The sequence below is a fragment of the Mesorhizobium sp. C399B genome (assembly GCF_030323185.1).
Classification (GTDB): domain Bacteria; phylum Pseudomonadota; class Alphaproteobacteria; order Rhizobiales; family Rhizobiaceae; genus Mesorhizobium.
In genome coordinates this window covers 2,921,833-2,946,784 of the sequence record NZ_CP100472.1, presented here as the reverse complement: position 1 = coordinate 2,946,784, position 24,952 = coordinate 2,921,833, and the positions used below count along the sequence as shown (strand labels likewise).

Genomic DNA, 24,952 nt, shown 5'->3' with positions numbered 1-24,952 from the left:
TCGGCTCTTGCCTCACGGCACTCTGCCCTTATGAAGATCGTGGCGCGAACTGCCGGTTGATCCAGGCCGGCTGAGACTGTTGGGGGATACCCGGTGACAATCGATCAGAACCGTCGGTTTCGACCCGAAATACAAGGGTTGCGCGGACTGGCCGTCGCTCTGGTCGTCGTCTTTCACCTGTGGCCCCATGCTCTTCCCGGCGGATATATCGGCGTCGACGTCTTTTTCGTCATCTCTGGCTATCTGATCACCGGGCTGCTGGCGCAGATGGCGCTGCGCGACGGTCGCGTCTCGCTGATCGAATTCTATTCGCGACGAATCCGCCGGCTCCTGCCAGCAGCGATCCTGGTTCTATTGGTGACGCTGCTCGGTACGCTGCTGTTCATTTCCAAGGCGCGCTGGGAGGAAACGGCCAACCAGATCCTGGCCAGCGCGCTCTATGTCGAGAACTGGCGTCTGGCCCACGAGGCAGTCAGCTATCTCGACGCCGACAATCTGCCGACGCCGGTGCAGCATTACTGGTCGCTTTCCATAGAAGAGCAGTTCTACATCGTCTGGCCGGTGCTCATGATCGGCGTGATCTGGCTGGCGCGGCGATGGCATCTCTCCTTGCGACGATGCTTGGCGACGACATTGTCGCTCGTTTTCCTGGCATCGCTGGCCGCCTCGGTCATCCTGACGAAAACGGATTCGGCACAGGCCTATTTCGTCAGCCATACACGCCTGTGGGAATTGGCGTTGGGCGGCCTGCTGGTGCTTGGCGAGCACCGGTTCCGCCTGGGCGCGGGTGCAAGCCGGGTGATGGCGCTTGCCGGCACCGCCGGCATCCTTGCCTCCGCTCTTCTGTTTTCAGCGGCGACACCGTTCCCTGGCCTCAGTGCGTTGCTGCCAACCCTGGCCACCGTGCTCATCATCCTGGCTGGCGAAGGCCAAGCCGGTCGGTTTCGTGGGCTCGATTTGTGGCCGCTTCGGTTCATCGGCGATAGGTCCTATTCGATCTATCTCTGGCATTGGCCGTTGATCACATTCTTCCTGGGACAGGGCTTTTCGCTGACCTTTGCCAGTGGTGCCGGCCTGATTGCGGTGACTGTGGTCCTGTCGGACCTGTCTTATCGCTATGTCGAACAACCCTGCCGGCAATCCCGGGGTGCCTGGTGGAAGCCGCTGGGATATGGCACCATCGCGGTGCTGGCATGCGTGGCGGCATCCGCGGGGCTTCTGCATTTCGTGACGACGCAACCCACCGACATTACGCTGATCGGCACAGCTGCCTACCCCGGGCCTGCCGCCTTGCTGACCGGCGCGACGATTCCGGACGATGTGGACCTCCTGCCGCCGCTGGCCCGGCTAAGGCGGGACGTGTCGGGTTTATTCTCGGCGGGATGTCAGCAAAACTTGAAAGGAGCGAAACCGGTGGGATGTGTGCTGGGCGACCCTGCCGGCACGAAAACCATCGTCCTCGTTGGCGATTCCCACGCTGCCCAATGGGGTCCAGCCTTGAACAAGATCGCCAGGGACCGCAAATTCAAACTGGTTTCTTTCTCGAAATCCGCCTGCGCATTCGCGCGTGCGCCTACCAAGTCGGACGGCAAACCGTATCCATCTTGCTACGAGTGGAGGGAGAAAGTGCTGGCTGAGGTTTTAAAGCTCAGGCCGCTCGCCGTCATCACCAGCCAGTCCAACGCCGGATCGGTTCCGGATGACCTGATGATCGAGGGGCTGCGCAATGTCTGGAGCGAACTGACCGAGGCAGGTTCGCAGATCATCGTCATCCGCAACACGCCCTTGATGCGATTCGAACCCGGCGATTGCCTGAGCGCCACGCCCGCAAAATGCTCCACCAAAAGAAGCGACGCCGAGCTCAACAACCTGTTGGCGCTTGCCGCGGAGGGTCAGAAAAACGTGCGCGTCGTCGATATGACTGACGCTTTGTGCGGACCGGAACTATGCCCGGCGGTCGTCGGCAATATGATCGTCTGGCGCGACACCGGTCATTTGACGGCCACCTATTCGCTTGCGCTCGCGCCTTATCTCGCCCCCAGGCTCGGCCTGTGATGCGATTCCCAAAGCGAAAGGGCCTCGCGCTTTCCCAAGTTGCTCCAGCAGGCACAGAGTCCAGATATTTTTCGGGACGAGCAAAGAAATGGAAATTCCGCTGGTGGAGCTGAGGAGGATCGAACTCCTGACCTCGTCATTGCGAACGACGCGCTCTCCCAGCTGAGCTACAGCCCCGTCCAGCGGATGGCGCATTTATCGAAGGCTGCGGTTTCCTGTCAAGGCGGGGTTTTGCCGAAATCCCTTGTGCCCGATGCTTGTAGGCGACCGGCCCTTGCCGGTTTCGCGCTCAATGGCTACATGTCGGCAACAATCGGAGACCGGCATGCTCGCCCTCATTCAAACAATCGTCATGGCGCTGGACCTGTACTGGTGGGTCATCATCGCCTCGGCGATCTTTTCCTGGCTCTATGCGTTCAACGTCGTCAACTCGCGCAATCAGTTCGTCGGCAGCATCGGCAACATGCTCTACCGGCTGACCGAGCCGGCGCTGCGTCCAATCCGTCGGTTCATGCCCGACCTTGGCGGCGTCGACATCTCGCCGATCATCCTGCTTCTGCTCCTGTTCTTTCTCAGGCAGCTCATTCTCACCACGATAGCGCCGCTGGTCCTGTGAACCTGACGGCGGCATGAGCGCGCCATTCCGCTTGCGCGCCGACGGCATCGACCTGTTTATCCGGCTGACGCCGAAGTCTTCCGTGGACAGGCTCGGAGGCGTGGAGACGATGGCCGACGGGCGCAGCCATTTGAAGGCGCGCGTGCGCGCCGTGCCGGAGAATGGCGCGGCCAATCAAGCATTGCAAAGACTTGTCGCCAAGGCGCTGGGAGTTCCCGCATCGGCGGTGTCGGTCGTTGCTGGCGCTACCGCTCGCTTGAAGACGCTACGCGTGAATGGCGATCCGGCGGCGCTGGTGACGAGCATCAAAGCGCTCGGCCGTTAGTCCTCAATCCCCCAGCGGCAACTTTGGATCGTCGACCTTCAGCGTGTTCACGCTCTGCTTGATGCGGCGCAGGTTTTCCAGAACCCTTGGTCCGCGCGTCTCGGCCACCGAGGTGACGATCATGTCGACGATCGAAAGCAGCGCATAGCGCGACGAGGTCGGCTTGTAGATGTTGCCGTCCTCCAGCGACTGGAACTGGATGACGGTATCGGCGGCCTTGGCCAGCGCTGATTCCGGCGGGGTTACGGCGATGGTGGTGGCGCCATATTGCTGGGCCACCTGCACGGCGTCGATCACCGAGCGCGCATAGCCGGACACCGAGAACGCGATCAGCGTCGTCTCCGATGTGGCGACCGCGGCATACATGCGCTGCAATTGCCCGTCGATCTGCGCCAGCACCGGCACGCCGAGCCTAAACAGCCGGTTCTGCATCTCGGTCGCCATCATCGAGGAAATGCCGCCGGAGCCGATGCACAGCACATTGCCCGAACTGACGATGCGCGCGGCCACGCCCACCAGCGTCTTCATGTCGAGGTTTTCGCTGGCGCGCTGGATGGCGGCGATTGCCGCTTCGGTGATGGCCGACGCAATGCGCTGCTCGCGCGCGTCCCGGTTCAGCGGTTCGGGCGATAGATACTGGCCGCCAATGGCGATCGCCTGCGCCAGGTAGAATTTGAAATCGCGCAGACCCTCGCAGCCGAGATTGCGGCAGAAACGGGTGACCGTCGGCTCGCTGACGCCGACGCGCGCGGCAATTTCCGAGATTGCCGCCTTGGAGGCAAAGTCGAGATCTGTGAGCACGAGACCGGCCAGGCGGCGGTCCGATTTGGTGCCGTCCTGCGACATCAGCTGCAGGCGCGTGATGATGTCGGCCGGCGTTTTCATTTCTGGGTTGTCGTCTTCATCGTGGTATTTTCGTTTTCATGCCGGCGCTCATAGCGGCAGGCCTGTCGCCGTGTCGAACAGATGGATGTTGCCCGGCGCTACCGAGACCGGCAGCAGTTCACCCGGCTTGACCTGGATCCGGTCGCGGAACACGGCGCGCACCGTGTCGGCACCGATCGCACCATAGACATGGGTTTCCGAGCCGGTCGGCTCGACGACATCGACCTTGATCGCCATCGCGTCGACAGCCTCGCCGATGACGAAGTGTTCGGGCCGTATGCCGGCCTCGACCGTGCTGCCAGCCGGCACCGTCTTGCTGCCGAGCGCCAGTCGCCCTCCGCCGGCCGATTCGAACCAGCTTTTCTCGGGCGTCGTCTTCAGGGCGCCGGAGACAAAACTCATCGACGGCGAGCCGATGAAGGAGGCGACGAATTTGTTGGCGGGACGGTCGTAGAGTTCCAGCGGTGCGCCGACCTGCTGGATCTTGCCGCGGTCCATCACCACGATGCGGTCGGCCATGGTCATGGCCTCGATCTGGTCGTGGGTGACATAGACGATGGTCGATTTCAGCCGCTGGTGCAGCGCCTTGATCTCGGTGCGCATCTGCACGCGCAGTTGCGCGTCGAGATTGCTGAGCGGCTCGTCGAACAGGAACACCGAGGGTTCGCGCACGATGGCGCGGCCCATTGCGACGCGCTGGCGCTGGCCGCCCGACAGTTCCCGGGGATAGCGGTCGAGATAGGAGAACAGGTTGAGGACGCCAGAGGCCTTTTTCACCTTGGCGTCGATTGCCGTGCGGCTTTCGCCGCGGATCTTTGGGCCAAAGCCGATGTTGTCGGCCGCTTTCAGGTGCGGAAACAGCGCATAGGACTGGAAGACCATCGCGATGTTACGCTGCTGTGGCGGCAAATCGTTGGCGCGCACGCCGCCGATCAAGAGGTCGCCTGCGGTGATCGGCTCCAGCCCGGCCAGCATGCGCAGCAAGGTCGACTTGCCGCAGCCGGAAGGGCCGACCAGCACGACGAACTCGCCGCTCTTGATGTCGAGGCTGATGTTTTCGAGGATCTTGTGGCGTCCGAAGGATTTCGACAGGTCACGGAACTCGACATCGGTCATGGTCAGGCTCCCAATATGTCGTCGATGAAGGGCAGGAAGCCGGCGGTCAGTCCGGCGTCGACCGGCACCACCGCGCCGGTTATCCCCGATGCGCGATCCGAAACAAGGAAGGCCACCGCTTCGGCCACTTCCGTGGCGTCGACGATGCGGCCGAGCGGATAGAGCCGCTTGAGCTTGCCGAGAACATCCGGGTTCTTGGCCAGCCGATGGTCCCATGCGGCGGTGCGGATCGAGCCGGGGCAGACGACATTGGCGCGCAGCCCGTTGCGGCCGAGTTCCACAGCGACCGCTTTGGCATAGGCATTGATGCCGGCCTTGGCCGCGGCATAGGCCGGGTTGCCGAAGTGGGCGATGGCGTTGACGGAAGAGATGAAGACGACGCTGCCCGAACCGCGCGCGGCCATTGCCTTGATCAGCGGATCGGCGAACAGCATCACCCCGGTCAGATTGAGGTCGAGTTCATGCGTGATCTTGTCGGGGGTCAGCGCTGCAAGAGTCTCGGCGCGCGTCCAGCCGGCATTGTTGATCAGGATGTCGGGCACGCCGTCTTTCTCGAGGATCGCCGTGATCGCGGCATCGGTGGAGATCCGGTCGAGAAGGTCGAAGACGTGGCGCGACGCCAGATGCGGACTGCCGAGCTGGTCTTGCGACTGGTCGCAGCCGACGACGCGCGCGCCTCGTTCGGCCAGCAGCGCCACAATAGCCGAGCCGAGCCCGCCGCCGGCGCCGGTCACCAGCACGGTCTTGCCTGCGAATTCGGCCGTTGAAACCACGCTGCGCGCCTCCCTGGGATCTACGATAATCGGAAAACGCTATTTTAAGAAATGTAATTAAGCAACAGGATAATCCGCTTGCACAGCGCGAAATCATGGATAATGTAGGAAAGTCACATAAAGCCGTGGCCGCCTCAAAGCCGCAAGAGTGCAGACGCAATCAAATGGGAGAGATCGAATGAAGCTTGCAAAATGGACTGTCGGCGTGATGGCCGGAATGAGCCTGCTCGCCCTGGCCGCGCAGGCAGATGCCGGCGAGGTGCGCGTAACCGTCGCCGAATACAGCGCCAAGACCGGCCCGTATTTCGAAGCGGTGAAAAAGGAATTCGAGGCAGCCAACCCGGGTATCACCGTCAAGTTCGAAGTTGTGCCGTGGGACGTGCTGCTGCAGAAGCTGACCACCGACATCACGGCCGGTACCAATGCCGACCTGTCGATCATCGGCACCCGCTGGCTGATCGATTTCGTCCAGCAGGATGTCGCCGAGCCGCTCGACGCCTACATCAAGCCAGACTTCAAGGACCGCTTCATCGACACCTTCCTGTCGCCGTCGATCATGGAGGGCAAGACCTATGGCCTGCCGATCGCGGCCTCGGCGCGCGCCATGTACTACAACAAGGAATTGTTCGAGAAGGCCGGAATCGCCAACCCGCCGGCAACCTGGACCGAGTTGCAGGAGGATGCGCGCAAGATCAAGGCACTGGGCACCGGCACGTTCGGCTTCGGCCTGCAGGGCAAGGAGATCGAGACCGACGTCTATTATTATTATGCGATGTGGTCGCAAGGCACCGAGATTCTCAACAAGGATGGCACGTCGGGCCTCGGCACGCCGGGCGCGCTCGAAGCCGCCAAGCTCTACAAGTCGATGATCGACGAAGGCCTGACGGAACCCGGCGTCACCTCCAACAACCGCGAGGACGTCCAGAACCTGTTCAAGCAGGGCAAGGTCGGCATGATGATCACCGCGCCCTTCCTGTCCAACCAGATCAAGGACGAGGCGCCGAACCTGAAATACGGCGTGGCCGCTATCCCCGCCGGACCGACCGGCGCGCGCGGCACGTACGGCGTCACCGATTCCATCATCATGTTCAAGAATTCCAAGAACAAGGATGAGGCCTGGAAGCTGCTCGACTTCCTGTTCACCACCGAACAGCGCGCCAAGTTCACGCAAGGGGAAGGCTTCCTGCCGGTGAACAAGGAAGAGGCCAAGATGGACTATTACGTCAACAATGCCGATCTGGCAGCGTTCACCGCGCTGCTGCCCGACGCCCGCTTTGCGCCGGTCATCCCCGGCTGGGAAGAAGTCGCCCAGATCACCTCGGATGCCATGCAGAAGATCTATCTCGGCGGCGACCCCGAGGCAGGCTTGAAGGAAGCGGCTGCCAAGGCCAACGCCGTGATCAAGAAATAGGGCGTATCTCCCTGCGCCCGGCGCGCCCCTGAGATCGGGGCGCGCCACACTTTCCTCTCCCTCCGGAGGGGGAGAGGTGGCTCGGCGAAGCCGAGACGGAGTGGGGGAACCACCTGGCAACCGCCGCGAACGGACATAGGAAGGGCAATAGGGGCAAACATCACCTCGCCTTGCGCCCCAAGGGTCGACCCCCCGAGCTTCGCTCGACACCTCTCCCCTGATCGACGGGGGAGAGGAAAGGCATTCTTCTGAAGCGCTGCTAAAGACCGATATGCAAGATTGATCCGAGCTGGCGTGCCAGCGCCACAGAACCACGGTACAAAACCGGCCGATGCAAAATCGCTTCTTGCCCTATCTGCTGACCTTGCCCAGCCTGTTGCTGGCGGCGGTCGTCATCTTCTGGCCGGTCTGGGACCTGATCCAGATCTCGACGCATGACGTCAGCCGCTTCGGCCAGCTACGCGACTTCAACGATTTCGCCAATTATTCAGCCTTCCTCGCCGATCCCGATTTCCTGGCGGCACTCTGGCGCACCGGCCTGTGGACGTTGCTGGTGGTCGGCGGCGCGCTGCTGTTGTCGGTGCCGGTGGCGATGATCCTCAACACCGATTTCTACGGCCGCGGCATTGCCCGCGTCATCATCATGCTGCCCTGGGCGGTGTCGCTGACGATGACGGCGGTGGTCTGGCGCTGGGCGCTCAACGGTGAAAGCGGCATGCTGAACTCGGCGCTGATCGGGCTCGGCCTGATCCATGAAAACATCCAGTGGCTGGCGCGCGCCGAGACGGCATTCCCGATGCAGGTGCTGATTGGCATATTGGTGACGGTACCGTTCACCACGACCATCTTCCTCGGCGGCCTGTCGTCGATCCCCGACGACCTCTACGAGGCGGCGGCCCTGGAGGGGGCGACGCCGCTGCAGCAGTTCCGCGAGATCACCTTTCCGCTGCTGAAGCCGTTCATCAACATCGCCATCGTGCTCAACACCATCTACGTCTTCAATTCCTTCCCGATCATCTGGGTGATGACGCAGGGCGGGCCGGCCAACTCGACCGACATATTGGTCACCCATCTCTACAAGCTGGCCTTCCGCATCGGCAAACTGGGTGAAGCATCGGCGGTGTCGCTGCTGATGTTCGCCATCCTTTTGATCTTCACCATGATCTATGTGCGGCTTGCCATGCGGGAGCAGCGCACATGACGCCCAAGCTGAAGCGTACGATCATCGCCTGGCTGCTGCTTTCGCCGCTGCTCGTGGTGACGATCTTCCCCTTCGCGGTAATGTTTTTGACCGCGGTCAAGCCGCGGCAGGAGGTGCTGTCGCCGACCTGGTGGCCAAGCGAATTCCACTGGTCGAATTTTGCCGACATGTGGGTGGCGACCGGCTTTGGCCAGGCGCTGGCCAATTCGCTCTATGTCTCTGTTATCGCCACCGTCGGCGCCATCCTGATCTCGGTGCCGGCCGCCTATGCCATGTCGCGGTTTCGCTTTGCCGGCTATGGCGCCTTCCGCCAGTTCCTGCTGATCTCGCAGATGATCTCGCCGATCGTGCTGGTGCTCGGCCTGTTCCGGCTGATGGCGGCCTGGGGTCTGATCGAATCCACGACCGCGCTCGGCGTCATCTACATGGCTTTCAACGTCGCCTTCACCGTGTGGATGCTGCAAAGCTATTTCGACACCATCCCGCGCGATCTCGAGGAAGCAGCGTGGATGGAAGGCGCCGGCCGATGGCTGACCTTGCGAAAAGTGTTTCTGCCGCTTTGCCTGCCGGCAATAGCGGTGACCGCCATCTTCACCTTCATCAACGCATGGAATGAGTTCGTCGTTGCGCTCACAATGCTGCGCAGCCAGGAAAGTTACACGCTGCCTATCCAGGTGTTCTCGCTGGTCGCCGGCCGCTACACGATCGAATGGCACCATGTAATGGCGGCGACGCTGCTGGCGACGCTGCCGGTGGCAATCCTGTTCATCTGGCTGCAGCGCTATCTCGTCCGCGGGCTGGCGCTCGGGGCGGTCAAATAACGGCGCCATTCACAACGGAGCTTTCATGCGCATCTTCACCGCCTCGCTGGCGACCGAAACCAACACCTTCTCGCCGGTGCCGACCGACCGGGCGTCGTTCGAGATGGCGTTCTATGCCGGGCCGGGCAAGCATCCAGACACGCCGACCTTGTGCTCCTCGCCGATGGTCGCGCTGCGCCGGCGTGCGGCTGCCGAAGGGCTGACCGTCATCGAAGGCACCGCCACCTGGGCGGAGCCGGGCGGGCTGGTGCAGCGGCAGACCTATGAGTCGTTGCGCGACGAGATTCTCGGCCAGTTGAAGGCAGCCTTGCCGGTCGACGCCGTCATCCTCGGCCTGCACGGCGCCATGGTGGCGCAAGGCTATGACGATTGCGAAGGCGATCTGCTGGAACGGGTTCGCGCAATCGTCGGGCCCGACGTGGTGATCGCGGTCGAGCTCGACCCGCACAGTCATCTGACCCCAAAGCGCGTCGCGGCATGCAATGTCATGGCCTATTTCCTCGAATTCCCGCACACCGACTTCTATGAGCGCGGCGAACATGTCGTCGAGCTTGGATTGGCGGCGGCGCGCGACGAGATCAAGCCGGTGATCTCGACGTTCGACTGCCGCATGATCCAGGTGCTGCCGACCAGCCGCGAGCCGATGCGCTCCTTCGTCGACCGCATCAAGGCGCTGCACGGCAAGGACGGCGTGCTGTCGGTCTCGGTCATCCATGGCTTCATGGCCGCGGACGTGCCGGAAATGGGCACGCGCATCCTGGTCGTCACTGACAATGACAAGGCCAAGGGCGATGCGCTGGCGGAGAGGCTAGGGCACGAGCTTTACGCCATGCGCGAAAGGACGGCGATGACGATGCTGAACACCGAGGACGGCATCGCGCGGGCACTGGCCGTGCGCAAGGAAAATCCCGGCAAGCCGGTTGTGATTGCCGACATCTGGGACAATCCCGGCGGTGGCGTCGCCGGCGACGGTACGGTCGTGCTGCGCGCCATGCTGGAACGGGGCGTGGACAATTTTGGCGTGGCGACGATCTGGGACCCGATCGCTGTCACCTTTTGCCAGGCGGCAGGCGAAGGCGCCGTCATCGACCTGCGCTTCGGCGGCAAGGCCGGGCCGCTGGCCGGCGAACCGATCGATGCCAAGGTGCGGGTGCTAAAGGCGGTTCCTGAGGGCTGGCAGAGCTTCGGGCCAAGCCGGGTGACGCTCGGGCCGACGGCGCTGGTGCGCATCGAAGGCACCGAAATCGACATCATCCTCAACACCAACCGCACGCAGACCTTCGAGCCGGATATTTTCTCGAACATTGGCATCGATCCGTTGTCGAAGGACATATTGCTGATCAAGTCGACCAACCATTTCTACGCCGGCTTTGAACCGATCGCGGCGGAGATCATCTATGTCTCGGCGCCGAGTTCGTATCCGAGCAATCCGGCGGTAACGGATTACAGGAAGCTGACGCGGCCGGTGTGGCCACGGGTGGCGGATCCTTGGCGCTGGTGATCGCCCCACTTGAGGGGGAGATGTCGCCAAAGGCGACAGAGGGGGTCCTCGCGCGTGAAGCGCCGACCTTCATCTGCCGCAGGAGGTCGAGCCCAGTCGGACCGACCCCCTCTGGCCGCTTTGCGGCCATCTCCCCCTGAGGGGGGAGATAAGCTGGCGCTATAGCAATCCCCGCTTCACCATCATCGCTTCCGGCGAAGGCATCTTGCCGCGGAACGCCGTGTACAGCTCCTCCGGATCCTTCGACCCGCCAGCGGCATAGATATTCTTCCGAAGCCGTTCCGCCAGCGCCGGGTTGAAGGGATCGCCGGTCTCCTCGAAGGCGGCGAAGGCGTCGGCGTCGAGCACTTCCGACCACATGTAGGAATAGTAGCCGGCTGAATAACCGTCGCCGGAGAAGATATGGCCGAAATGCGGGGTGCGATGACGCATGGCGATGGTGTCGGGCATATCAAGCTTTTCCAGCGTTTCGGCTTCGAAACGCAGCGGTTCCGCCGGCGCATCCGGCCGCGCGTGATACGCCATGTCGATCAGCGCCGACGCTGTGAACTCGACCGTGGCGAAACCGGCGCCGAACGTGCGGGCGGCCAGCATCTTGTCGAGCAGCGACTTCGGCATCGGCTTGCCGGTCTTAACATGCAGCGCATGCTTTTCCAGCACTGCGGGCACCGTCAGCCAGTGCTCGTAGAGCTGCGAAGGCAGTTCGACGAAATCGCGGGAAACCGAGGTGCCCGCCACCGACGGCCAGGTGACGTCGGTCAGCATGCCGTGCAAAGCATGGCCGAACTCGTGGAACAGGGTCTTGGCCTCATCGACCGACAACAGCGCTGCTTCCCCGGCCGGCGGCTTGGCGAAGTTCATGATATTGTAGATCACCGGCTTGGAGCCATCGCCAAGCTTGTAGCCCGACTTCAGCGCGCTCATCCACGCGCCGGAGCGCTTCGAGGACCGGGCGAAATAGTCGGCGAGGAACAGGCCGCGCTCGCTGCCATCGGCGTTCTTCACCACGAAGACGCGCGCGTCGGGATGCCAGGCGGCGATGCCCTTCTTCTCCTCGAAAGTGATGCCGAACAGTTTTGTGGCGACGTCGAAGCAGGCGTCGATGATGCGGTCGAGTTGCAGATAGGGTTTCAGTTCCGCCTCGTCGAAGGCGAATTTTTCGGCGCGCAATTTCTCCTGGTAGAAGCGCCAGTCCCAGGCGGCGAATTTTTCGTTGCTGCCTGCCTTGGTCGCCAGCCGCTCCAGCTCCTTCTGGTCGGCGGCGGCCTTCTCCAGCGCTTTCTCCCAGACCGGGTCGAGGAGGTCGTGCACCGCCTTCGGCGTCTTGGCCATGGTGTCGTCGAGTTTCAGCGCGGCGAACGAGGCATAGCCTAGCAGCCTGGCCTTTTCGGCGCGCAGTTTCAGCATGTCGCGCACCACTGCGGTGTTGTCGCTGGCGCCGCCATTCTGGCCGCGCATGGTGAAAGCGCGGAAGGCGCTCTCGCGCAGGTCGCGGCGTTCGGAGAAGGTCGTGAACGGCTCATAGATAGAGCGCGACAAGGTGACTGCGTAGCGGCCTTTCTGGCCGCGCGTCTCGGCGGCTTCGGCCATCGAACTCTTCACGAAGTCCGGCAGGCCCGCAAGATCAGCCTCGTCGAGGAAAAGCGCCCAGTCGCGCTCGTCGGCCAGCACGTTCTGGCCGAAGGTCGTGCCGAGCGAGGACAGCTCCTCGCTGATGTTGGCCAGCCGCTTCTTGCCGTCGGCGTCGAGTTTTGCGCCCGATCGCACAAAGCCTTTCCAGGTCTTCTCCAGCACCCGCAGCGTCTCGGCGTCGAGTTTGAGCGTCTCACGGCGCTGGTAGAGATCGTCGACGCGGGCAAACAATTTCTCGTTCATCGAGATCGCCGAGAAATGCCTCGACATTTTTGGCGAGATATCGCGCTCCAGCGCCTGGATCGCATCGTTGGTGTGGGCGCCGGCCCGGCACCAGAAGATCGACGAGACATGGTCGAGCGGCTCACCGGCGAGCTCGAGGGCTGCCAGCGTATTCTCGATGGTCGGCGCATCCTTGTTGCCGGCGATCGCATCGATTTCGGCCTCATGTGCCTTCAGCGCCGCGTCGAACACCGAGGAGAAATCGTCGTCGCCGATGCTGGCAAAATCCGGCAGGCCGAGCGGCCCTTGCCATTTGGTCAGCGGATGGGCGGCGAGATCGACGGTTTTCGTGGACGGCATGGGGGATCTTTCGATGATTGGCGGAGCTTGCTGACCGATGTAGGGCGATGACTGGCGCGGCGCAACAGCGCGGCCGTTCAAGCCCGCGTCAGAAGCCGTCGCAATTTTCCGCGATCGCCGCTTGCGAACTGGCGGTGATGCGGTTGCCGGTGACGGCGAACGTCTCCTGCATCAGCATGTCATTGTTGGGGAAATCATAGCAGGCGATGACAGTTGTGACGCCGGCCTCGCTCTTTTCGACGCGATGCCGGATTGCGGCGCCGGCGACCGCGCCCTTCCATTCGTCGATCGACGCGATGAACTCCTGCTTCGACTGTACGACGCCGAGATCGTCGAGCTTGATGCGGACATCGTCGGCGAGCAGGTCCGACAATTCGGTGCGATCGGCGACCAGCAGCGCCGAATACCAGCGGTCGATAATGGCGCCGTCATCGGAGCGGGCAGGGACGAGCGAAATCAGCAGCGCCGCTACGGCGAAAGCGATCGCAGGCCAAACCCGCATTCTTGCCTCCTCTTATTTGACCATGCCCTTATCCGAAAACCGGTTCCCACTTTTCGGGATCATGGGTCTACGTCAAATCCGGCCGCTCGAAGTCGCCGGTGTCCTTGTTCATCACCCAGAGCTCGCCGGTCGAGATGTCGAACCAGGCGCCATGCAGCGACAGCCGCCCCTTGCCTTCGAGGATGGAGACGCAAGGGAAGGTCCTGAGATTGGCGATCGAATAGCGGATGGAAATCCGCTCCAGCGCCGTCTGCCGTTCGGTTGTCGTCATGAACGTGCTGGACGAAACGGTTTCGGCCGCCGGCGCGATCAGGCTCATCCATTTGCCGATGAAGTCGCCGGGCGACAGCGGCGCCGAATTGGTGTCGAGCGCGGCGCGGATGCCGCCGCAGCGGCCATGGCCCATCACCACGATGTTTTTCACCTTCAGGCTCTGCACGGCGAATTCGAGCGCGGCCGAGGTCGAGTGGAACTCGCCGTCCGGCGCATAGGGCGGCACCAGATTGCCGACATTGCGCAGGACGAACAGTTCGCCCGGACCGGCGTCGAAGATCGCCTCGGGGGCAGAGCGGGAATCGCAGCAGGCAACGATCATGGTTTCGGGCGCCTGCCCCTCGCGGGCAAGCTCGCGATAGCGTCCGCTCTCGGTGAGATAGCGGCCATTCATGAAGTTGCGGTAGCCGGTCCAAAGATGTTCGGGGAGATGGGGCATGGGCTAGGGATGAAGCCTTTCGGGGTTAGCGACGGCAGCTCATTTCAAGTTAGAAAGGCTCTAACGGCAAATGCCCGTCGCGGGCAATGCCGAATTGCGGATGGCTTCGTCGCAAATCGCCATGCCGCACGCATGGCGCCGCTTGCCTCACGCCCAGATCGCCAGGGGAATGCCGAAACGGTCGGCAAGCGGCGGGTCGGGAAACGGCGTTGCCTCCCCGCCGGCAATGCGTCCGGCAATCAGCATCATCGCTGCGGCGTCGAGGAAATCGTCGGCGGCAGCACCGCGTTGCGGCGGCTGGTCAAGGAAAGCTCTGGTATAGCCGTGCCGGCAGAGCAGTGCCTTGCGTTCTTCCATCCCGGCCGGATTGACGGCGCCCTTGATCTTCTTCGGCAGTGTCATCGGTTTTTCGCCGTTCAGCCGGCAGAAGGCCACTTCGGGATGCGATTCGAAGACGCGGCGGCGCAGTTGCGGACGTGCGATCAGCAGCGCGTCGATCTCGCGTATCTTGGCAAAGATGCCGAAGGCCTGGATCGAGACGCCGCGTGGCGGATCGGAGGTCGCCTTGGCCACCTCGCTGGCGCGCCGATGTGCCTCATACCAGGCCTCGACCGTGGTGAAGCCGCTGGTGTCGGCGTAGAGGGCCGGGCGGGACGGGATAGAGAAGACGCTGGATTGCCGTGCTCCGAGCATTGGCCGTACCAAGGTCTCCGGCCCGCGCCCGCCTCTTTTCGAGACGTCCGGCAGGCCGATCGGCATGTCGACGACCACTGTCGCATCGGCGGGCAAGGCGTCGAGCAGGGTCGCAAAGCTGGGAAAGACGCGGACTGACGGCGCGGCATCCAGATCGCGGCGGACGGCGATCCAGCCGGCCTTGCAGCCGTCGACGCCGACGACCACGGTCGAGGTCACGCCCGGCGGTCCCGCCCCGGATGCGTGAGGTGGCGCAGTTGCACCATCGCCATCGGATGCGACAGGCTCTGGGCATCGGTTTCAAGCTGCAACTCGTCGCCGCCACGCTTGGCGGTTCGCGCCAGGATTTCGTAGACGGCGGCGGTGGTCGATTGCAGCGCCTTGATCGGCGGCTGCCCCGACAGGATGCGGGCGAGGTAGACGGCCGCAGTCAGGTCACCGAGGCCATTCGGCGGCTTGTCGATGAGGCGGTGTTCGGCCAGCAGCGCCTGGGTGCCGTCAAGCAGCAGATTGCCGGTGCCGCCGGTCATCATCGACTGTGCCGACGTCACCAGCATTGTTGACGGTCCGGCATGGAGGGCGGCCGAGATCACCGATTTCAGATCGGGCAAAGGCGCGCCGGCCATCCACTCCAGCTCATAGCGGTTGGGGGTGGCGATGTCGGCGATCGGCATCAGCCGGTCGCGCATCGCGGCGGCCGTCGGCTCGGGCACATAGAGCCCGCCGGAATCGCCCATCACCGGATCGCATATATAAATCGCGTCCGGCGTCTTGGCCTTGACCGCCGCAACCAGCGAGGCGACGGCCTCGGCCTGGCCGGCCTCGCCGAGATAGCCCGACAGCACCGCGCCGACCTCACCCAGCCAGGGCGCGCGCTCGAGATCGGCCATCAGCGCCTTGAACTGGTCGAGCGGCGGCACGATGCGCGTGGCGCGGCCATGGCCCGGATGCCAGGGCAAGATGACCGTCGGTACCGCCCACACGGGAAAGCCCAGCGTCTCCAGCGCAAACACGGCGGCGCGGTTGCCCACCGAGCCGCGGGCGACATGGCTGGAAATGACGATGACCGCGCGCGGCGCGTCGGCTTTTTCGCTGTTCATGGAAAATCCTAGATGCGGATAATTTTTCGCTGAATCGTCATCCTGGTCTATCTCTTTGGTTGGAGCATGATCTCCGGACAAAACGGTTCCCGCTTGTCCGAGAAAACCGGTTCCCACTTTTCAGGATCATGGTCTAGCTGCCCCGGGAGACGTAGTACACGAGCCAGATCAAAAGGCCGAGGGCGACGATGAGCCCAAGTGCGCGACCGATGCGGGTGCCCCAGACCTCGATCGGATCGGATCGGTCGGCCTCCGCTGCGGTAACATGATCGCGCGCGCCTTTCGCTGCCCGTGACACCAGCGATGCGCCGCCAAGGCCGCCCTCGTTCGCCACGCGCTCGATAATGCGGCGCGATTCGCTGTCATCGTCGCGGCCTTCCGCCATGGTCCTGTCCTGTTTGCCGGCAACCATACCGTGTTCGCGCGATCAATCACAGGGCCTCGCCGGCGCATGAATGCGCGCCAGGAATGCGCGCCAGCGGCAGACATTTTCTTGAGCGCGGATTGTGCTAATGCTTCGCATGCAACTTCTGTCGAGGGACCTCACCATGTTTGCCCAGCGCCTTGCCTTCCCTTTCCGCAGTCTGCCGGCCGTGCTGATGATGGCCGTCGTGCTGCCTCTGCTCGCCGGCTGCGGCTTCAACACCATCCCGACGGCGGAGGAAAACGCCAAGGCGGCATGGAGCGAGGTGCTGAACCAGTATCAGCGTCGGTCCGACCTCATTCCCAATTTGGTCGAGACGGTGAAGGGCTATGCCTCGCATGAAAAGGACACGCTCGATGCGGTGGTCGAGGCGCGCGCCAAGGCAACGCAGATCACGGTGACGCCGGAAACGCTGAAGGACCCCGAAGCGCTCAAGAAGTTCCAGGATGCGCAATCAGGGCTGACCAGCGCGCTGTCGCGGCTGATCGCGGTGTCGGAGGCCTATCCCGACCTCAAGGCCAACCAGAATTTCCTGGCGCTGCAGGCGCAGCTCGAAGGCACCGAGAACCGTATCGCCGTGGCGCGGCGCGACTACATCCTGGCGGTCAAGGATTACAATCTGACGCTGAGGACCTTTCCGTCGGTGCTATGGGCAACCTTCTGGTTCCGCAGCAACGAGCCCTTCGCCAACTTCACCGTCGAAGAAGACAAGATGCAGCCGCCGAAGGTCGATTTCGGCACGAAGCAGGGCGGGTGATGACGTCTGGGTGAGCTTGGCCTTTGCCAGCCTTGCGTTCCTTCACACCCCCCTCTGTCCTGCCGGACATCTCCCCCGCGAGGGGGGAGATCGGCTGTCATTTTGGCTTTCGCCAATCGCCAACGTTTGAAGGGATGGGTCGACGAGGAAGCTGCCAATCTCCCCCCTTGCGGGGGAGATGTCCGGCAGGACAGAGGGGGACGCGAAGGAACGCCAACCTTGGTGTTCTTCTCGCCTTTCTGGCCGTCTTCCTGCCCCTCACCGCCTTCGCCGCCGACCTCCCCGCGCTGACCGGCCGCGTCGTCGACAATGCCGGGATCATCGATGCAGGCACCAAAGCCGCGCTCACCCAGAAACTCGCCGACTTCGAGACCAGAGGCTCCGACCAGATCGTCGTCGCAACCATCCCCAGCCTCGACGGCGAGGAGATTGAGCCTTACGCCAACCGGCTGTTCCGCTTCTGGAAGCTCGGCCAGGCCAAGGAAAACAACGGCGTGCTGCTGCTGGTGGCGCCGAACGACCGCAAGATGCGCATCGAGGTCGGCTATGGGCTGGAAGGCACGCTGACCGATTTGCACACCAAGCTGATCATCGAAAACGACATGGTGCCGGCGTTCCGCGCCGGCGATTTCTCCGGGGGCATTTCCAAGGCCGTCGACGACATGGTGATGGTGCTGGAAGGCAATCCGGAGGAATTGGAGGCGCGCGGCGAGCGCAACCAGAAGCCGCCCATCAATACCGACAATCTGTTCTTCGGCGTCTTCATCAGCATCTGGGCAATCATCTTCTTCGGCAGCATGGCCGCCTCCATCCTGCCGCCGATCTTCGGCCAAAAACTCGGTCCCGGCCGCTATCGCTGGCTCGGCATGACATTCGAGCCGCACAAGCGGTCATCCAGCGGCGGCTGGTCTTCGGGCGGGGGCGGCTGGTCGTCGGGTTCAAGCGGTGGTGGCGGCTTTTCCGGCGGCGGCGGTTCGTCCGGCGGCGGCGGCTCCTCGGGAAGCTGGTGAAGAGATGACCACACGCATCGCCAATCCCTGGCATGGCCGCTTCGCCACGATGACCGGCGCTGCCTTGCTGGTCTTGCTCGTCAGCGTCGCGGCGCTGGCAGCGGAGCTGCCCGCCCTCGCGGGACGCGTGGTAGACAATGCCGACATCATCGATGCCGCGACCGAGGCGGCGCTCACCCAAAGACTGGCCGATTTCGAGACCAAAGGGTCCGACCAGATCGTCGTCGCGACGGTTCCCAGCCTCGACGGCGAGGAGATCGAGCCTTACGCCACCCGGCTGTTCAACGCTTGGAAGCTCGGCCAGAAGGCCAAGAACAATGGCGTGCTTCTGCTGGTGGCCGTGAACGACCGCAAGATGCGCATCGAGGTCGGCTACGGGCTGGAAGCCACGCTCACCAACCAGCACGCCACACGGATCATTGAAGGCATGGTGCCGGCCTTCCGCGCCGGGGATTTCTCCGGCGGTATTTCCAAAGCGGTCGACGACATGATCATGGTGATTGAGGACAGTCATGGTGGTTGAGGGGAGCTGGTGACGGCATGACAGTAGGCGTCTTCAATCCGCCAAGACCTGGCCGCGCAGCCGCGACGATCGGCATCGCCCTGTTGACGATGCTCACCATGCTGTTTGTAGCCTTGGCGGCAGACCTGCCGGCACTCACCGGGCGGGTGGTCGACAATGCCGGTATTATCGACGCCGCGACCAAGGCGGCACTGACGCAGAAGCTCGCGGATTTTGAGACCAAAGGCTCCGACCAGATCGTCGTCGCCACCATCCCCAGCCTGGACGGCGAGGAGATCGAACCCTACGCCAACCGGCTGTTCCGCTTCTGGAAACTCGGCCAGGCCGGCGAAAACAACGGCGTGCTTCTGCTGGTGGCCAAGAACGACCACAAGATGCGCATCGAGGTCGGCTACGGGCTGGAAGGCACGCTGACCGATCTGCACACCAAGCTGATCATCGAAAACGACATGGTGCCGGCGTTCCGCGCCGGTGATTTCTCCGGCGGCATTTCCAAGGCCGTCGACGACATGGTCATGGTGCTGGAAGGCAACCCGGAAGAGCTGGAGGCGCGCGGCAAGCGCAACCCGGCCGACCGCAGCACGCCCATCGATCCCGTCGTCGCGGTCTTCCTGATCCTGTGGGCGGCGATGTTCTTCGGCGGCCTGGCGATGGCCTTCCTGCCGCCGATCTTCGGCACCAAGCTGTCGCCGGGCGTGTATAAATGGCTGGGCATGACCTTTCGCTACGGCCAGGGGCCGAGCGGATCGTCCTCGGGCTCCAGCAGCTGGACAACAAGTTCGTCGTCGGGCAGCGGATGGTCATCGGGAAGTTCGGGCAGCAGCTGGTCTTCGGGCTCAAGCAGCGGCGGCGGGTTTTCAGGCGGCGGCGGTTCGTCTGGCGGTGGCGGGTCTTCAGGGAGCTGGTGAGAGAAGATGGCAACACGACCGATCAGCCCACAGGACCATGAGCGCATCGCCACCGCGATCCGCGCGGCCGAGGCCAAAACCGACGGCGAGATCTACTGCGTCGTTGCGCATGCCAGCGACGGCTATTTCTTTCCCGCCGCCTTCATGGCGACATCAGGCATGCTGATTGCCAGCCTCGCCGTCGCTTATGGGCTGGAAGCCTGGTGGCTGTCGATCCGGCTGCCGCATTTCGTCATTGTCCAACTGCTGGCACTGGCCTCGGTGTTGGTGCTTTTGTGGGCGCTGCCGGGCTTGCGCATCCATCTGGTGCCGCGCCGGCAGCGTTATCAGGCGGCACATCACAATGCGCTCAGGCAGTTCCTCGCCCGCAATGTCCACCGCACCACGGCGCGCACCGGCGTGCTGGTCTTCGTGTCGATCGCCGAGCGTTATGCCGAAGTGGTCGCCGATTCGGGCATCGACAGCAAGGTCGGCCAGCATGTCTGGGACGGCGTGGTGCGCGATCTCCTGCAGCATGCCGGTGACGACCGGCTCGCCGACGGCTTCGTCAAGGCGATCGGGCAGGTCGGCGCGGTGCTGGCCGAGCATTTCCCGGTGACGTCGGGCGATGCCAATGAACTGGACGATCATCTCGTCGAGATCTGAAAAGCCAGCACGCGCTACCCGGACGGACGCCTGACCGCGCCGGCTGGGTGCGTTTCCAGGCAGGCTTTGCCCATTGTCAGCAGTGTCGCGATCGGCTGTGAGAAAGCGGTCGGCGGGCTGACCTCGACTCTTGCAAATGGCCGATCCGGGTTTATGGTTAACAAATCATGAATACGCTGAGCATCGACATCAGGAAAGCCGAACCGCGCGACGCTGGCGCCATTGCGGACGTGCACCAGCAGGCTTGGGAGGGCGCCTATTCCGGCATCATCCCGCATCGCTCGCTGACCTCCATGATCAACCGCCGCGGCGCCGACTGGTGGGCCAACGCCATCCGCCGCGCCGCCACCGTTCTGGTGGTCGAGATCGGCGGCACCATCGCCGGCTATGCCACGATCGGCAAGAACCGCGCCCGCGAGCTGAAGCAACAGGGCGAAATCTACGAACTTTACCTGCGTCCGGAATATCAAGGCATCGGGCTCGGCAGCCGGCTGTTCAAGGCGGCGCGGGCGCGGCTTGCCGACCACGGGCTGAAGGGAATGGTGGTGTGGGCGCTGGAAGACAACCAGAACGCACTTTCCTTCTATGCCGGCGCGGGTGGCCGTGACGTCGCCGAAGGCGTCGAGATTTTCGAGCAGAGGGCGCTCAAGAAGGTCGCCTTCGTCTGGGAATGACCGGCCTCGGTTACAAATCATCATAAACCGTGCGCTTCCGTTAGCGCTTCGCACCAATCGCCGCATTGCACCATGCCGCGCCGCCCGCTATCGATCTTGGACATCGAGAGAGGGATTTAAGCCATGCGAATCGAAGCCATAGCCATCGGAAAGAACCCGCCCGAGGACATCAACGTCATCATCGAGGTGCCGATCGGCGGCGAGCCGATCAAGTACGAGATGGACAAGGAGGCCGGCACGCTGTTCGTCGACCGTTTCCTACATACGTCGATGCGCTACCCCGGCAATTACGGTTTCGTGCCGCACACGCTGTCGGGCGACGGCGACCCGATCGACGTGCTGGTCTGCAACACGCGCGCGCTGGTGCCGGGCTGCGTCATCAATGTGCGACCGATCGGCGTGCTGGTGATGGAAGACAATGCCGGCCAGGACGAGAAGGTCATTGCCGTGCCGTCGCCGAAGCTGACGCTGCGCTACGAAAACGTCACCGAATACACGCAGCTGCCCGAGATCACCCGCGACCAGGTCCAGCACTTTTTCGAGCACTACAAGGATCTCGAGCCCGGCAAATGGGTCAAGATCGAAGGCTGGCACGATTCCAAATACGCCAAGAAGATGATCGTCGACGCGATCGCACGGGCGAAGGCGGCAAAGTAGCGCCGAGAGAGGCCTGCGTCTCGTTCAAGTAAGCGGCAAACGCCAGCGAGGCACCCCCCTCTGGCCTGCCGGCCATCTCCCCCTCAAGGGGGGAGATCGGATGTCGCAACGGCTTTCGTCAATTTTCAGCGCCGAAAGAAAAAGCGCCGCCAGCGAAGCTGCCAATCTCCCCCCTTGAGGGGGAGATGCCCGGCAGGGCAGAGGGGGGTGCCTTGCACCCACGTGGCTAGTTATCCACCCTGCCAAAAGCCGGGACGTTGCCGATGACGGTGTGCTTGTCCTTGCCACAGGCGAAACTCTTCGCCTTTTCGTCCGCCAGCTTGCGCGCCTGGTCGTTGGCCTGCGGGTTGCCGGTGGCCAGCACGAGGCCGATGGTGCAGCCGTCGCGGGCTTCCATCTGGGCGACCTTGGCGACGAGCAGCACTTCGGTCGGCTTGTTCTCGTCCTCGGGATTGCTGATCGAGCGGCGGTGGATGACGGCAAAGGGAACGGCAACGTCGCCCTTGGTCTCGATGCGCCATTCGACCCTGGCGCCGGACGAGTTGAAGCCGGAAAAGCTCTCCCAGACCGAGGTCATCTCGCCGCCGGGCGGAAACCCGTAGAACAGCGATTCACGCGCATCGTCATAGGCGATCAGCACGGGATAGCCGCGATAGCCGGAGCAGGCGAGTTCGGCCCAGTCGCCGTCACCTTCCTCGGCCTTCGCATAGGTGACGCAATCCTTTTGCGAGTCGAGGTCGGTGTAGACGCTGGATATTCCGTCGGCATGGGCGACCTGGCAGAGGCCGGCAAGGGCAAGCGAGAGCAGAAGAGCGCGCATGGCGAATAATCCCTGTGGTTATTTCGCTATCGGGCTCTGAGCCTCGCAAAAAAATATAGCGCGTACAAAGCGGAAAACGAAGCGGCTGCAACGAACGCCTGGTAGTCCATCCAGCAGATTGCGAGGAGTGACGCGCAGGCGGCAAGCAGGACGACGGGAACAAAAACATCCAGGTATAAAAATACCAAAGCGACTGCGCTTATCGACGCGATCAGAATGCGCGCCGTTTGGGTAATGCCGTGTGCCTTGCCGTCGAAATACATCCCAACATACATCGCAACCGATGCGACCAAAAACAGAAAAAGCACTCTGCGCAGAACGGCCTCCTTGACCCTGTGCTCGTTCAGGTCGAAGACCGTGGCAATATCCCTCTTTTCCTCGTGCGAGATCAACGCCAGGTCGCCCCGCTTCATGTAATTGATCCCGAACATTTTTTTGAGATCGTCCAAAATCGTCTGAGCAATGTTCAAGTCGTTACCTGCGATTCTGTTTTGATCGCTGACATGACAGCGATATTGCTTGCGGTTGGAATGGATCGCAAGAGGTCTATTTCTTCAAGCTCGCCTCGATCAGCAGGTCGGCGTTGCGGGCGACCGCTGCCGCCGGGCCGCCGAGGCCGAAGAGCTGGCCACTGATATAGGCGCCTTCGATCAACAGCAGCAGGCCGTCGCCGAGCGTCTCAGGGTCTTTAGCGCCCATCGCTGCGGCCATCGCGCGCAGGCGGTGGCGCAACTCCTGCTTGTTGGCCTCGCTGACGACGCGCGCCGGATGGCCATGTGCGGGATATTCCACCGCCGCGTTGGTCATGCCGCAGCCGCGATAGTCCGGCCTTTGCGTGCGCTTGCCGACGCGAGTCAGGAAAGCCCTGAGCTGTGCCCGCGGGTCGCCGGGATGGGCAGCCACGGCTTCGTCGAAACGCTCCCAATACTCACGGTCATATTGCCTGAGATAGGAAGCGGCGAGCTCGTCCTTGGAGGGAAAGCTGCGGTAGAGGCTGGGCTTGGTGACGCCGGCGCGCTTGACGATCTCGTCGACGCCGATCGCCCGGATGCCGCGGCGGTAGAACAGGTCGTAGGCCACGTCGAGGATTTTCTTGGCAGCCTTGGGCGGTGCGGCTGCATGACCGTCCTTGATGGTCAGTTCAATATTTTTGTCCGTTGGCATGGTATGACTCGATTGACGTGTTACCGATCGGTACGTATACATGTCCTCACCCTGCAACGTACCGGTCAGTAACATGATAGCTCAATCCCGTCCCTTTGGCCAGCGCTACGCTTTCGTCGTGGTTGGCGTCATCTTCCTTTGCCTGTTGATCGCGGCCGGGCTTCGTTCCGCACCCTCGGTGATGATGCTGCCGTTGGATAAAAGCTTCGGCTGGGGGCGCGATACGGTTTCGATTGCCGCTGCGATCGGCATCTTCCTTTACGGCCTGACCGGGCCGTTTGCCGCCGCATTGATGGAGCGTATCGGCTTGCGCCGCACGCTGCTTGCCTCGCTTGTGATCATGTCGGGCTCGACCGCGCTCAGCCTACTGATGACCGAGCCCTGGCACCTGTTCCTCACCTGGGGCGTGTTTTCCGGCATCGGCTCCGGCGCGGTCGCCACCGTGCTCGGCGCCACCATCGTCAACCGCTGGTTCAAGACCAATCGCGGCTTGGTGATGGGGCTGATGTCGGCCTCCAGCGCCACCGGCCTGTTGGTGTTCCTGCCGCTGCTGGCATCGCTCGCCCAGTCGGGCGGCTGGCAGCCCGTCGCTATCGCCGTCTCGATCGCCACCGCCTGTCTTCTGCCGCTGGTCTGGCTGTTGGTTCCGGAGCGTCCCGCTTCGATCGGCATGGTGCGCTATGGCGCCGGGGCGGATGACGTGCCGCCGGTATCGCCGGCATCGCAAGGCAATTTCCTGGCGCATACGCTGAACACGCTACGCCGCGCTGCCCGCACCCGCGTCTTCTGGTATCTGTTCGCCACGTTCTTCATCTGCGGCTTCACCACCAACGGGCTGGTCGGCACGCATCTGATCTCCTTCTGCGGCGACATGGGCATCCCCGAGGTACAGGCCGCGGGCCTGCTGTCGCTTATGGGCATTTTCGACCTGATCGGGACGACGCTCTCGGGCTGGCTCACCGACCGTTTCGACCCGCGCAAGCTGCTCGGCGTCTACTACGGCATTCGCGGCCTGGCGCTGATCTATCTGCCCTATTCCGGCTTCTCGGCGACCAGCCTGATCATCTTCGCGGTGCTCTACGGTCTCGACTGGATCGCCACCGTGCCGCCGACGCTCAGGCTCGCCAACGAGGCCTTCGGTGACCGCAGCGGCCCGATCGTGTTCGGCTGGATCGTAGCCGGCCACCAAGTCGGCGCCGCCACCGCCGCCGCCTTCGGCGGCACCATGCGCGAATTGCAGGGCAATTACGAACTGGCTTTCCTGATCGCCGGCATGACGGCGATCGTGGCTGCGTGTCTGTCGCTGCTGATCAATACGAGCAGGCCGGCTTTCGATCCGGAGCCGCAAGCGGCGTAAGGCGCGGTACTAATCTCCCCCCTCAGGGGGGAGATGGCCGCGAAGCGGCCAGAGGGGGTCCGTGCGACCGGACTCAGCCTCTTGCGCA

26 protein-coding genes, 1 tRNA gene and 1 pseudogene are annotated in these 24,952 nt (G+C 63.0%); 15 read left to right on the top strand and 13 right to left on the bottom strand.

The window, feature by feature from the left end; all coding sequences use genetic code 11:
* The first annotated feature begins 93 nt into the window (after positions 1-93).
* Complete coding sequence (locus NLY36_RS14075) at positions 94-2,055, top strand: acyltransferase family protein (protein ID WP_081740621.1); 1,962 nt, start codon at positions 94-96, stop codon at positions 2,053-2,055.
* Between the two features lie 101 nt (positions 2,056-2,156).
* On the opposite strand, the gene NLY36_RS14070 is transcribed toward NLY36_RS14075, so the two are convergent.
* A tRNA-Ala gene (locus NLY36_RS14070) sits at positions 2,157-2,232 on the bottom strand.
* 148 nt (positions 2,233-2,380) lie between these two features.
* Between NLY36_RS14070 and NLY36_RS14065 the strand changes: the two genes are divergently transcribed.
* Both NLY36_RS14065 and NLY36_RS14060 read left to right on the top strand, forming a co-directional pair.
* On the top strand, positions 2,381-2,671 hold the full coding sequence (locus NLY36_RS14065) for a YggT family protein (RefSeq protein ID WP_023668602.1): 291 nt from the start codon (positions 2,381-2,383) through the stop codon (positions 2,669-2,671).
* Between the two features lie 13 nt (positions 2,672-2,684).
* Positions 2,685-2,996, top strand: coding sequence for a DUF167 family protein (locus NLY36_RS14060; RefSeq protein WP_023698733.1), 312 nt, complete (start codon positions 2,685-2,687; stop codon positions 2,994-2,996).
* A 3-nt stretch (positions 2,997-2,999) separates the two neighbouring features.
* On the opposite strand, the gene NLY36_RS14055 is transcribed toward NLY36_RS14060, so the two are convergent.
* The 3 genes from NLY36_RS14055 to NLY36_RS14045 are packed head-to-tail and all read right to left on the bottom strand — an operon-like array spanning position 3,000 to position 5,770.
* The gene (locus NLY36_RS14055) at positions 3,000-3,881 is read right to left on the bottom strand and encodes a MurR/RpiR family transcriptional regulator (protein WP_023681445.1); all 882 of its coding nucleotides are present in this window, start codon (positions 3,879-3,881) and stop codon (positions 3,000-3,002) included.
* 48 nt (positions 3,882-3,929) lie between these two features.
* Positions 3,930-4,997: an ABC transporter ATP-binding protein gene (locus NLY36_RS14050; protein WP_023698734.1), complete on the bottom strand. Its 1,068-nt coding sequence runs from the start codon at positions 4,995-4,997 to the stop codon at positions 3,930-3,932.
* Positions 4,998-4,999: 2 nt separating this feature from the next.
* Positions 5,000-5,770, bottom strand: coding sequence for an SDR family oxidoreductase (locus tag NLY36_RS14045; RefSeq protein ID WP_023688835.1), 771 nt, complete (start codon positions 5,768-5,770; stop codon positions 5,000-5,002).
* 178 nt (positions 5,771-5,948) lie between these two features.
* On the opposite strand from NLY36_RS14045, the gene NLY36_RS14040 reads away from it, so the two are divergent.
* From NLY36_RS14040 to NLY36_RS14025, 4 genes are all read left to right on the top strand, one after another.
* Positions 5,949-7,181, top strand: a complete 1,233-nt coding sequence (locus tag NLY36_RS14040) for an ABC transporter substrate-binding protein (protein ID WP_023736814.1) — start codon at positions 5,949-5,951, stop codon at positions 7,179-7,181.
* A gap of 331 nt (positions 7,182-7,512) precedes the next feature.
* Entirely contained in the window at positions 7,513-8,382 is an 870-nt protein-coding gene (locus tag NLY36_RS14035; protein ID WP_023681441.1) for a carbohydrate ABC transporter permease, read from the top strand.
* On the top strand, positions 8,379-9,203 hold the full coding sequence (locus NLY36_RS14030; RefSeq protein ID WP_023668609.1) for a carbohydrate ABC transporter permease: 825 nt from the start codon (positions 8,379-8,381) through the stop codon (positions 9,201-9,203). The genes NLY36_RS14035 and NLY36_RS14030 overlap by 4 nt, the downstream gene beginning before the upstream one ends.
* Before the next feature lie 25 nt (positions 9,204-9,228).
* Complete coding sequence (locus NLY36_RS14025) at positions 9,229-10,704, top strand: M81 family metallopeptidase (RefSeq protein WP_023736815.1); 1,476 nt, start codon at positions 9,229-9,231, stop codon at positions 10,702-10,704.
* 159 nt (positions 10,705-10,863) lie between these two features.
* Here the strand turns inward: NLY36_RS14025 and NLY36_RS14020 are convergent, their stop codons facing one another.
* From NLY36_RS14020 to NLY36_RS13995, 6 genes are all read right to left on the bottom strand, one after another.
* Positions 10,864-12,918 carry a M3 family metallopeptidase gene (locus NLY36_RS14020; protein ID WP_023688838.1) on the bottom strand — a complete coding sequence of 685 codons (2,055 nt, stop codon included), beginning with the start codon at positions 12,916-12,918 and terminating at the stop codon, positions 10,864-10,866.
* Between the two features lie 88 nt (positions 12,919-13,006).
* Positions 13,007-13,420: a hypothetical protein gene (locus NLY36_RS14015; RefSeq protein ID WP_023688839.1), complete on the bottom strand. Its 414-nt coding sequence runs from the start codon at positions 13,418-13,420 to the stop codon at positions 13,007-13,009.
* Between the two features lie 67 nt (positions 13,421-13,487).
* Positions 13,488-14,132: a carbonic anhydrase gene (locus NLY36_RS14010; RefSeq protein ID WP_023668613.1), complete on the bottom strand. Its 645-nt coding sequence runs from the start codon at positions 14,130-14,132 to the stop codon at positions 13,488-13,490.
* 147 nt (positions 14,133-14,279) lie between these two features.
* Positions 14,280-15,044: a DUF429 domain-containing protein gene (locus NLY36_RS14005; protein WP_023693218.1), complete on the bottom strand. Its 765-nt coding sequence runs from the start codon at positions 15,042-15,044 to the stop codon at positions 14,280-14,282.
* The gene (pdxY, locus tag NLY36_RS14000; RefSeq protein ID WP_023668615.1) at positions 15,041-15,925 is read right to left on the bottom strand and encodes a pyridoxal kinase PdxY; all 885 of its coding nucleotides are present in this window, start codon (positions 15,923-15,925) and stop codon (positions 15,041-15,043) included. The genes NLY36_RS14005 and pdxY overlap by 4 nt, the downstream gene beginning before the upstream one ends.
* A gap of 133 nt (positions 15,926-16,058) precedes the next feature.
* Complete coding sequence (locus NLY36_RS13995) at positions 16,059-16,310, bottom strand: hypothetical protein (protein WP_023698736.1); 252 nt, start codon at positions 16,308-16,310, stop codon at positions 16,059-16,061.
* Positions 16,311-16,473: 163 nt separating this feature from the next.
* Here NLY36_RS13995 and NLY36_RS13990 point away from each other — a divergent pair, with 163 nt between their 5' ends.
* The 7 genes and pseudogenes from NLY36_RS13990 to ppa all read left to right on the top strand — a co-directional run bounded on the left by NLY36_RS13990 (position 16,474) and on the right by ppa (position 21,523).
* Positions 16,474-17,106 (top strand): LemA family protein, encoded by a 633-nt coding sequence (locus tag NLY36_RS13990; RefSeq protein WP_023681434.1) that lies wholly within the window; start codon positions 16,474-16,476, stop codon positions 17,104-17,106.
* A gap of 167 nt (positions 17,107-17,273) precedes the next feature.
* The gene (locus tag NLY36_RS13980) at positions 17,274-18,116 is read left to right on the top strand and encodes a TPM domain-containing protein (RefSeq protein ID WP_023736816.1); all 843 of its coding nucleotides are present in this window, start codon (positions 17,274-17,276) and stop codon (positions 18,114-18,116) included.
* A 49-nt stretch (positions 18,117-18,165) separates the two neighbouring features.
* Positions 18,166-18,621 (top strand): annotated as a pseudogene (locus NLY36_RS13975) (TPM domain-containing protein); the annotation flags it as partial.
* 35 nt (positions 18,622-18,656) lie between these two features.
* The gene (locus NLY36_RS13970) at positions 18,657-19,547 is read left to right on the top strand and encodes a TPM domain-containing protein (protein WP_023736817.1); all 891 of its coding nucleotides are present in this window, start codon (positions 18,657-18,659) and stop codon (positions 19,545-19,547) included.
* Between the two features lie 6 nt (positions 19,548-19,553).
* Complete coding sequence (locus tag NLY36_RS13965) at positions 19,554-20,192, top strand: TPM domain-containing protein (protein ID WP_023668621.1); 639 nt, start codon at positions 19,554-19,556, stop codon at positions 20,190-20,192.
* A gap of 167 nt (positions 20,193-20,359) precedes the next feature.
* Positions 20,360-20,866, top strand: coding sequence for a GNAT family N-acetyltransferase (locus NLY36_RS13960; RefSeq protein ID WP_023668622.1), 507 nt, complete (start codon positions 20,360-20,362; stop codon positions 20,864-20,866).
* Between the two features lie 123 nt (positions 20,867-20,989).
* Positions 20,990-21,523: an inorganic diphosphatase gene (gene ppa, locus NLY36_RS13955; protein ID WP_023668623.1), complete on the top strand. Its 534-nt coding sequence runs from the start codon at positions 20,990-20,992 to the stop codon at positions 21,521-21,523.
* 226 nt (positions 21,524-21,749) lie between these two features.
* Here the strand turns inward: ppa and NLY36_RS13950 are convergent, their stop codons facing one another.
* The 3 genes from NLY36_RS13950 to NLY36_RS13940 all read right to left on the bottom strand — a co-directional run bounded on the left by NLY36_RS13950 (position 21,750) and on the right by NLY36_RS13940 (position 23,507).
* The gene (locus NLY36_RS13950; protein WP_023736818.1) at positions 21,750-22,343 is read right to left on the bottom strand and encodes a hypothetical protein; all 594 of its coding nucleotides are present in this window, start codon (positions 22,341-22,343) and stop codon (positions 21,750-21,752) included.
* A gap of 26 nt (positions 22,344-22,369) precedes the next feature.
* Entirely contained in the window at positions 22,370-22,813 is a 444-nt protein-coding gene (locus NLY36_RS13945; RefSeq protein ID WP_023681428.1) for a hypothetical protein, read from the bottom strand.
* Between the two features lie 76 nt (positions 22,814-22,889).
* A complete protein-coding gene (locus tag NLY36_RS13940; RefSeq protein ID WP_023736819.1) occupies positions 22,890-23,507 on the bottom strand; it encodes a TetR/AcrR family transcriptional regulator in 618 nt (205 codons plus the stop codon).
* Between the two features lie 73 nt (positions 23,508-23,580).
* Here NLY36_RS13940 and NLY36_RS13935 point away from each other — a divergent pair, with 73 nt between their 5' ends.
* Positions 23,581-24,864 (top strand): MFS transporter, encoded by a 1,284-nt coding sequence (locus tag NLY36_RS13935; RefSeq protein WP_031198487.1) that lies wholly within the window; start codon positions 23,581-23,583, stop codon positions 24,862-24,864.
* Positions 24,865-24,952 lie beyond the last annotated feature (88 nt).

Bases quoted from the DNA above. Each gene is read 5' to 3' on its own strand.
- NLY36_RS13960 (WP_023668622.1), top strand. From the start codon at position 20,360: ATGAATACGCTGAGCATCGACATCAGGAAAGCCGAACCGCGCGACGCT.
- ppa (WP_023668623.1), top strand. From the start codon at position 20,990: ATGCGAATCGAAGCCATAGCCATCGGAAAGAACCCGCCCGAGGACATC.
- NLY36_RS14025 (WP_023736815.1), top strand. From the start codon at position 9,229: ATGCGCATCTTCACCGCCTCGCTGGCGACCGAAACCAACACCTTCTCG.
- NLY36_RS14040 (WP_023736814.1), top strand. From the start codon at position 5,949: ATGAAGCTTGCAAAATGGACTGTCGGCGTGATGGCCGGAATGAGCCTG.
- NLY36_RS13935 (WP_031198487.1), top strand. From the start codon at position 23,581: ATGATAGCTCAATCCCGTCCCTTTGGCCAGCGCTACGCTTTCGTCGTG.
- NLY36_RS14050 (WP_023698734.1), bottom strand. From the start codon at position 4,997: ATGACCGATGTCGAGTTCCGTGACCTGTCGAAATCCTTCGGACGCCAC.
- NLY36_RS14035 (WP_023681441.1), top strand. From the start codon at position 7,513: ATGCAAAATCGCTTCTTGCCCTATCTGCTGACCTTGCCCAGCCTGTTG.
- NLY36_RS14030 (WP_023668609.1), top strand. From the start codon at position 8,379: ATGACGCCCAAGCTGAAGCGTACGATCATCGCCTGGCTGCTGCTTTCG.
- NLY36_RS14065 (WP_023668602.1), top strand. From the start codon at position 2,381: ATGCTCGCCCTCATTCAAACAATCGTCATGGCGCTGGACCTGTACTGG.
- NLY36_RS14060 (WP_023698733.1), top strand. From the start codon at position 2,685: ATGAGCGCGCCATTCCGCTTGCGCGCCGACGGCATCGACCTGTTTATC.
- NLY36_RS13965 (WP_023668621.1), top strand. From the start codon at position 19,554: ATGGCAACACGACCGATCAGCCCACAGGACCATGAGCGCATCGCCACC.
- pdxY (WP_023668615.1), bottom strand. From the start codon at position 15,925: ATGAACAGCGAAAAAGCCGACGCGCCGCGCGCGGTCATCGTCATTTCC.
- NLY36_RS14020 (WP_023688838.1), bottom strand. From the start codon at position 12,918: ATGCCGTCCACGAAAACCGTCGATCTCGCCGCCCATCCGCTGACCAAA.
- NLY36_RS14055 (WP_023681445.1), bottom strand. From the start codon at position 3,881: ATGAAAACGCCGGCCGACATCATCACGCGCCTGCAGCTGATGTCGCAG.
- NLY36_RS14010 (WP_023668613.1), bottom strand. From the start codon at position 14,132: ATGCCCCATCTCCCCGAACATCTTTGGACCGGCTACCGCAACTTCATG.
- NLY36_RS13940 (WP_023736819.1), bottom strand. From the start codon at position 23,507: ATGCCAACGGACAAAAATATTGAACTGACCATCAAGGACGGTCATGCA.
- NLY36_RS13950 (WP_023736818.1), bottom strand. From the start codon at position 22,343: ATGCGCGCTCTTCTGCTCTCGCTTGCCCTTGCCGGCCTCTGCCAGGTC.
- NLY36_RS13995 (WP_023698736.1), bottom strand. From the start codon at position 16,310: ATGGCGGAAGGCCGCGACGATGACAGCGAATCGCGCCGCATTATCGAG.
- NLY36_RS14015 (WP_023688839.1), bottom strand. From the start codon at position 13,420: ATGCGGGTTTGGCCTGCGATCGCTTTCGCCGTAGCGGCGCTGCTGATT.
- NLY36_RS13990 (WP_023681434.1), top strand. From the start codon at position 16,474: ATGTTTGCCCAGCGCCTTGCCTTCCCTTTCCGCAGTCTGCCGGCCGTG.
- NLY36_RS13970 (WP_023736817.1), top strand. From the start codon at position 18,657: ATGACAGTAGGCGTCTTCAATCCGCCAAGACCTGGCCGCGCAGCCGCG.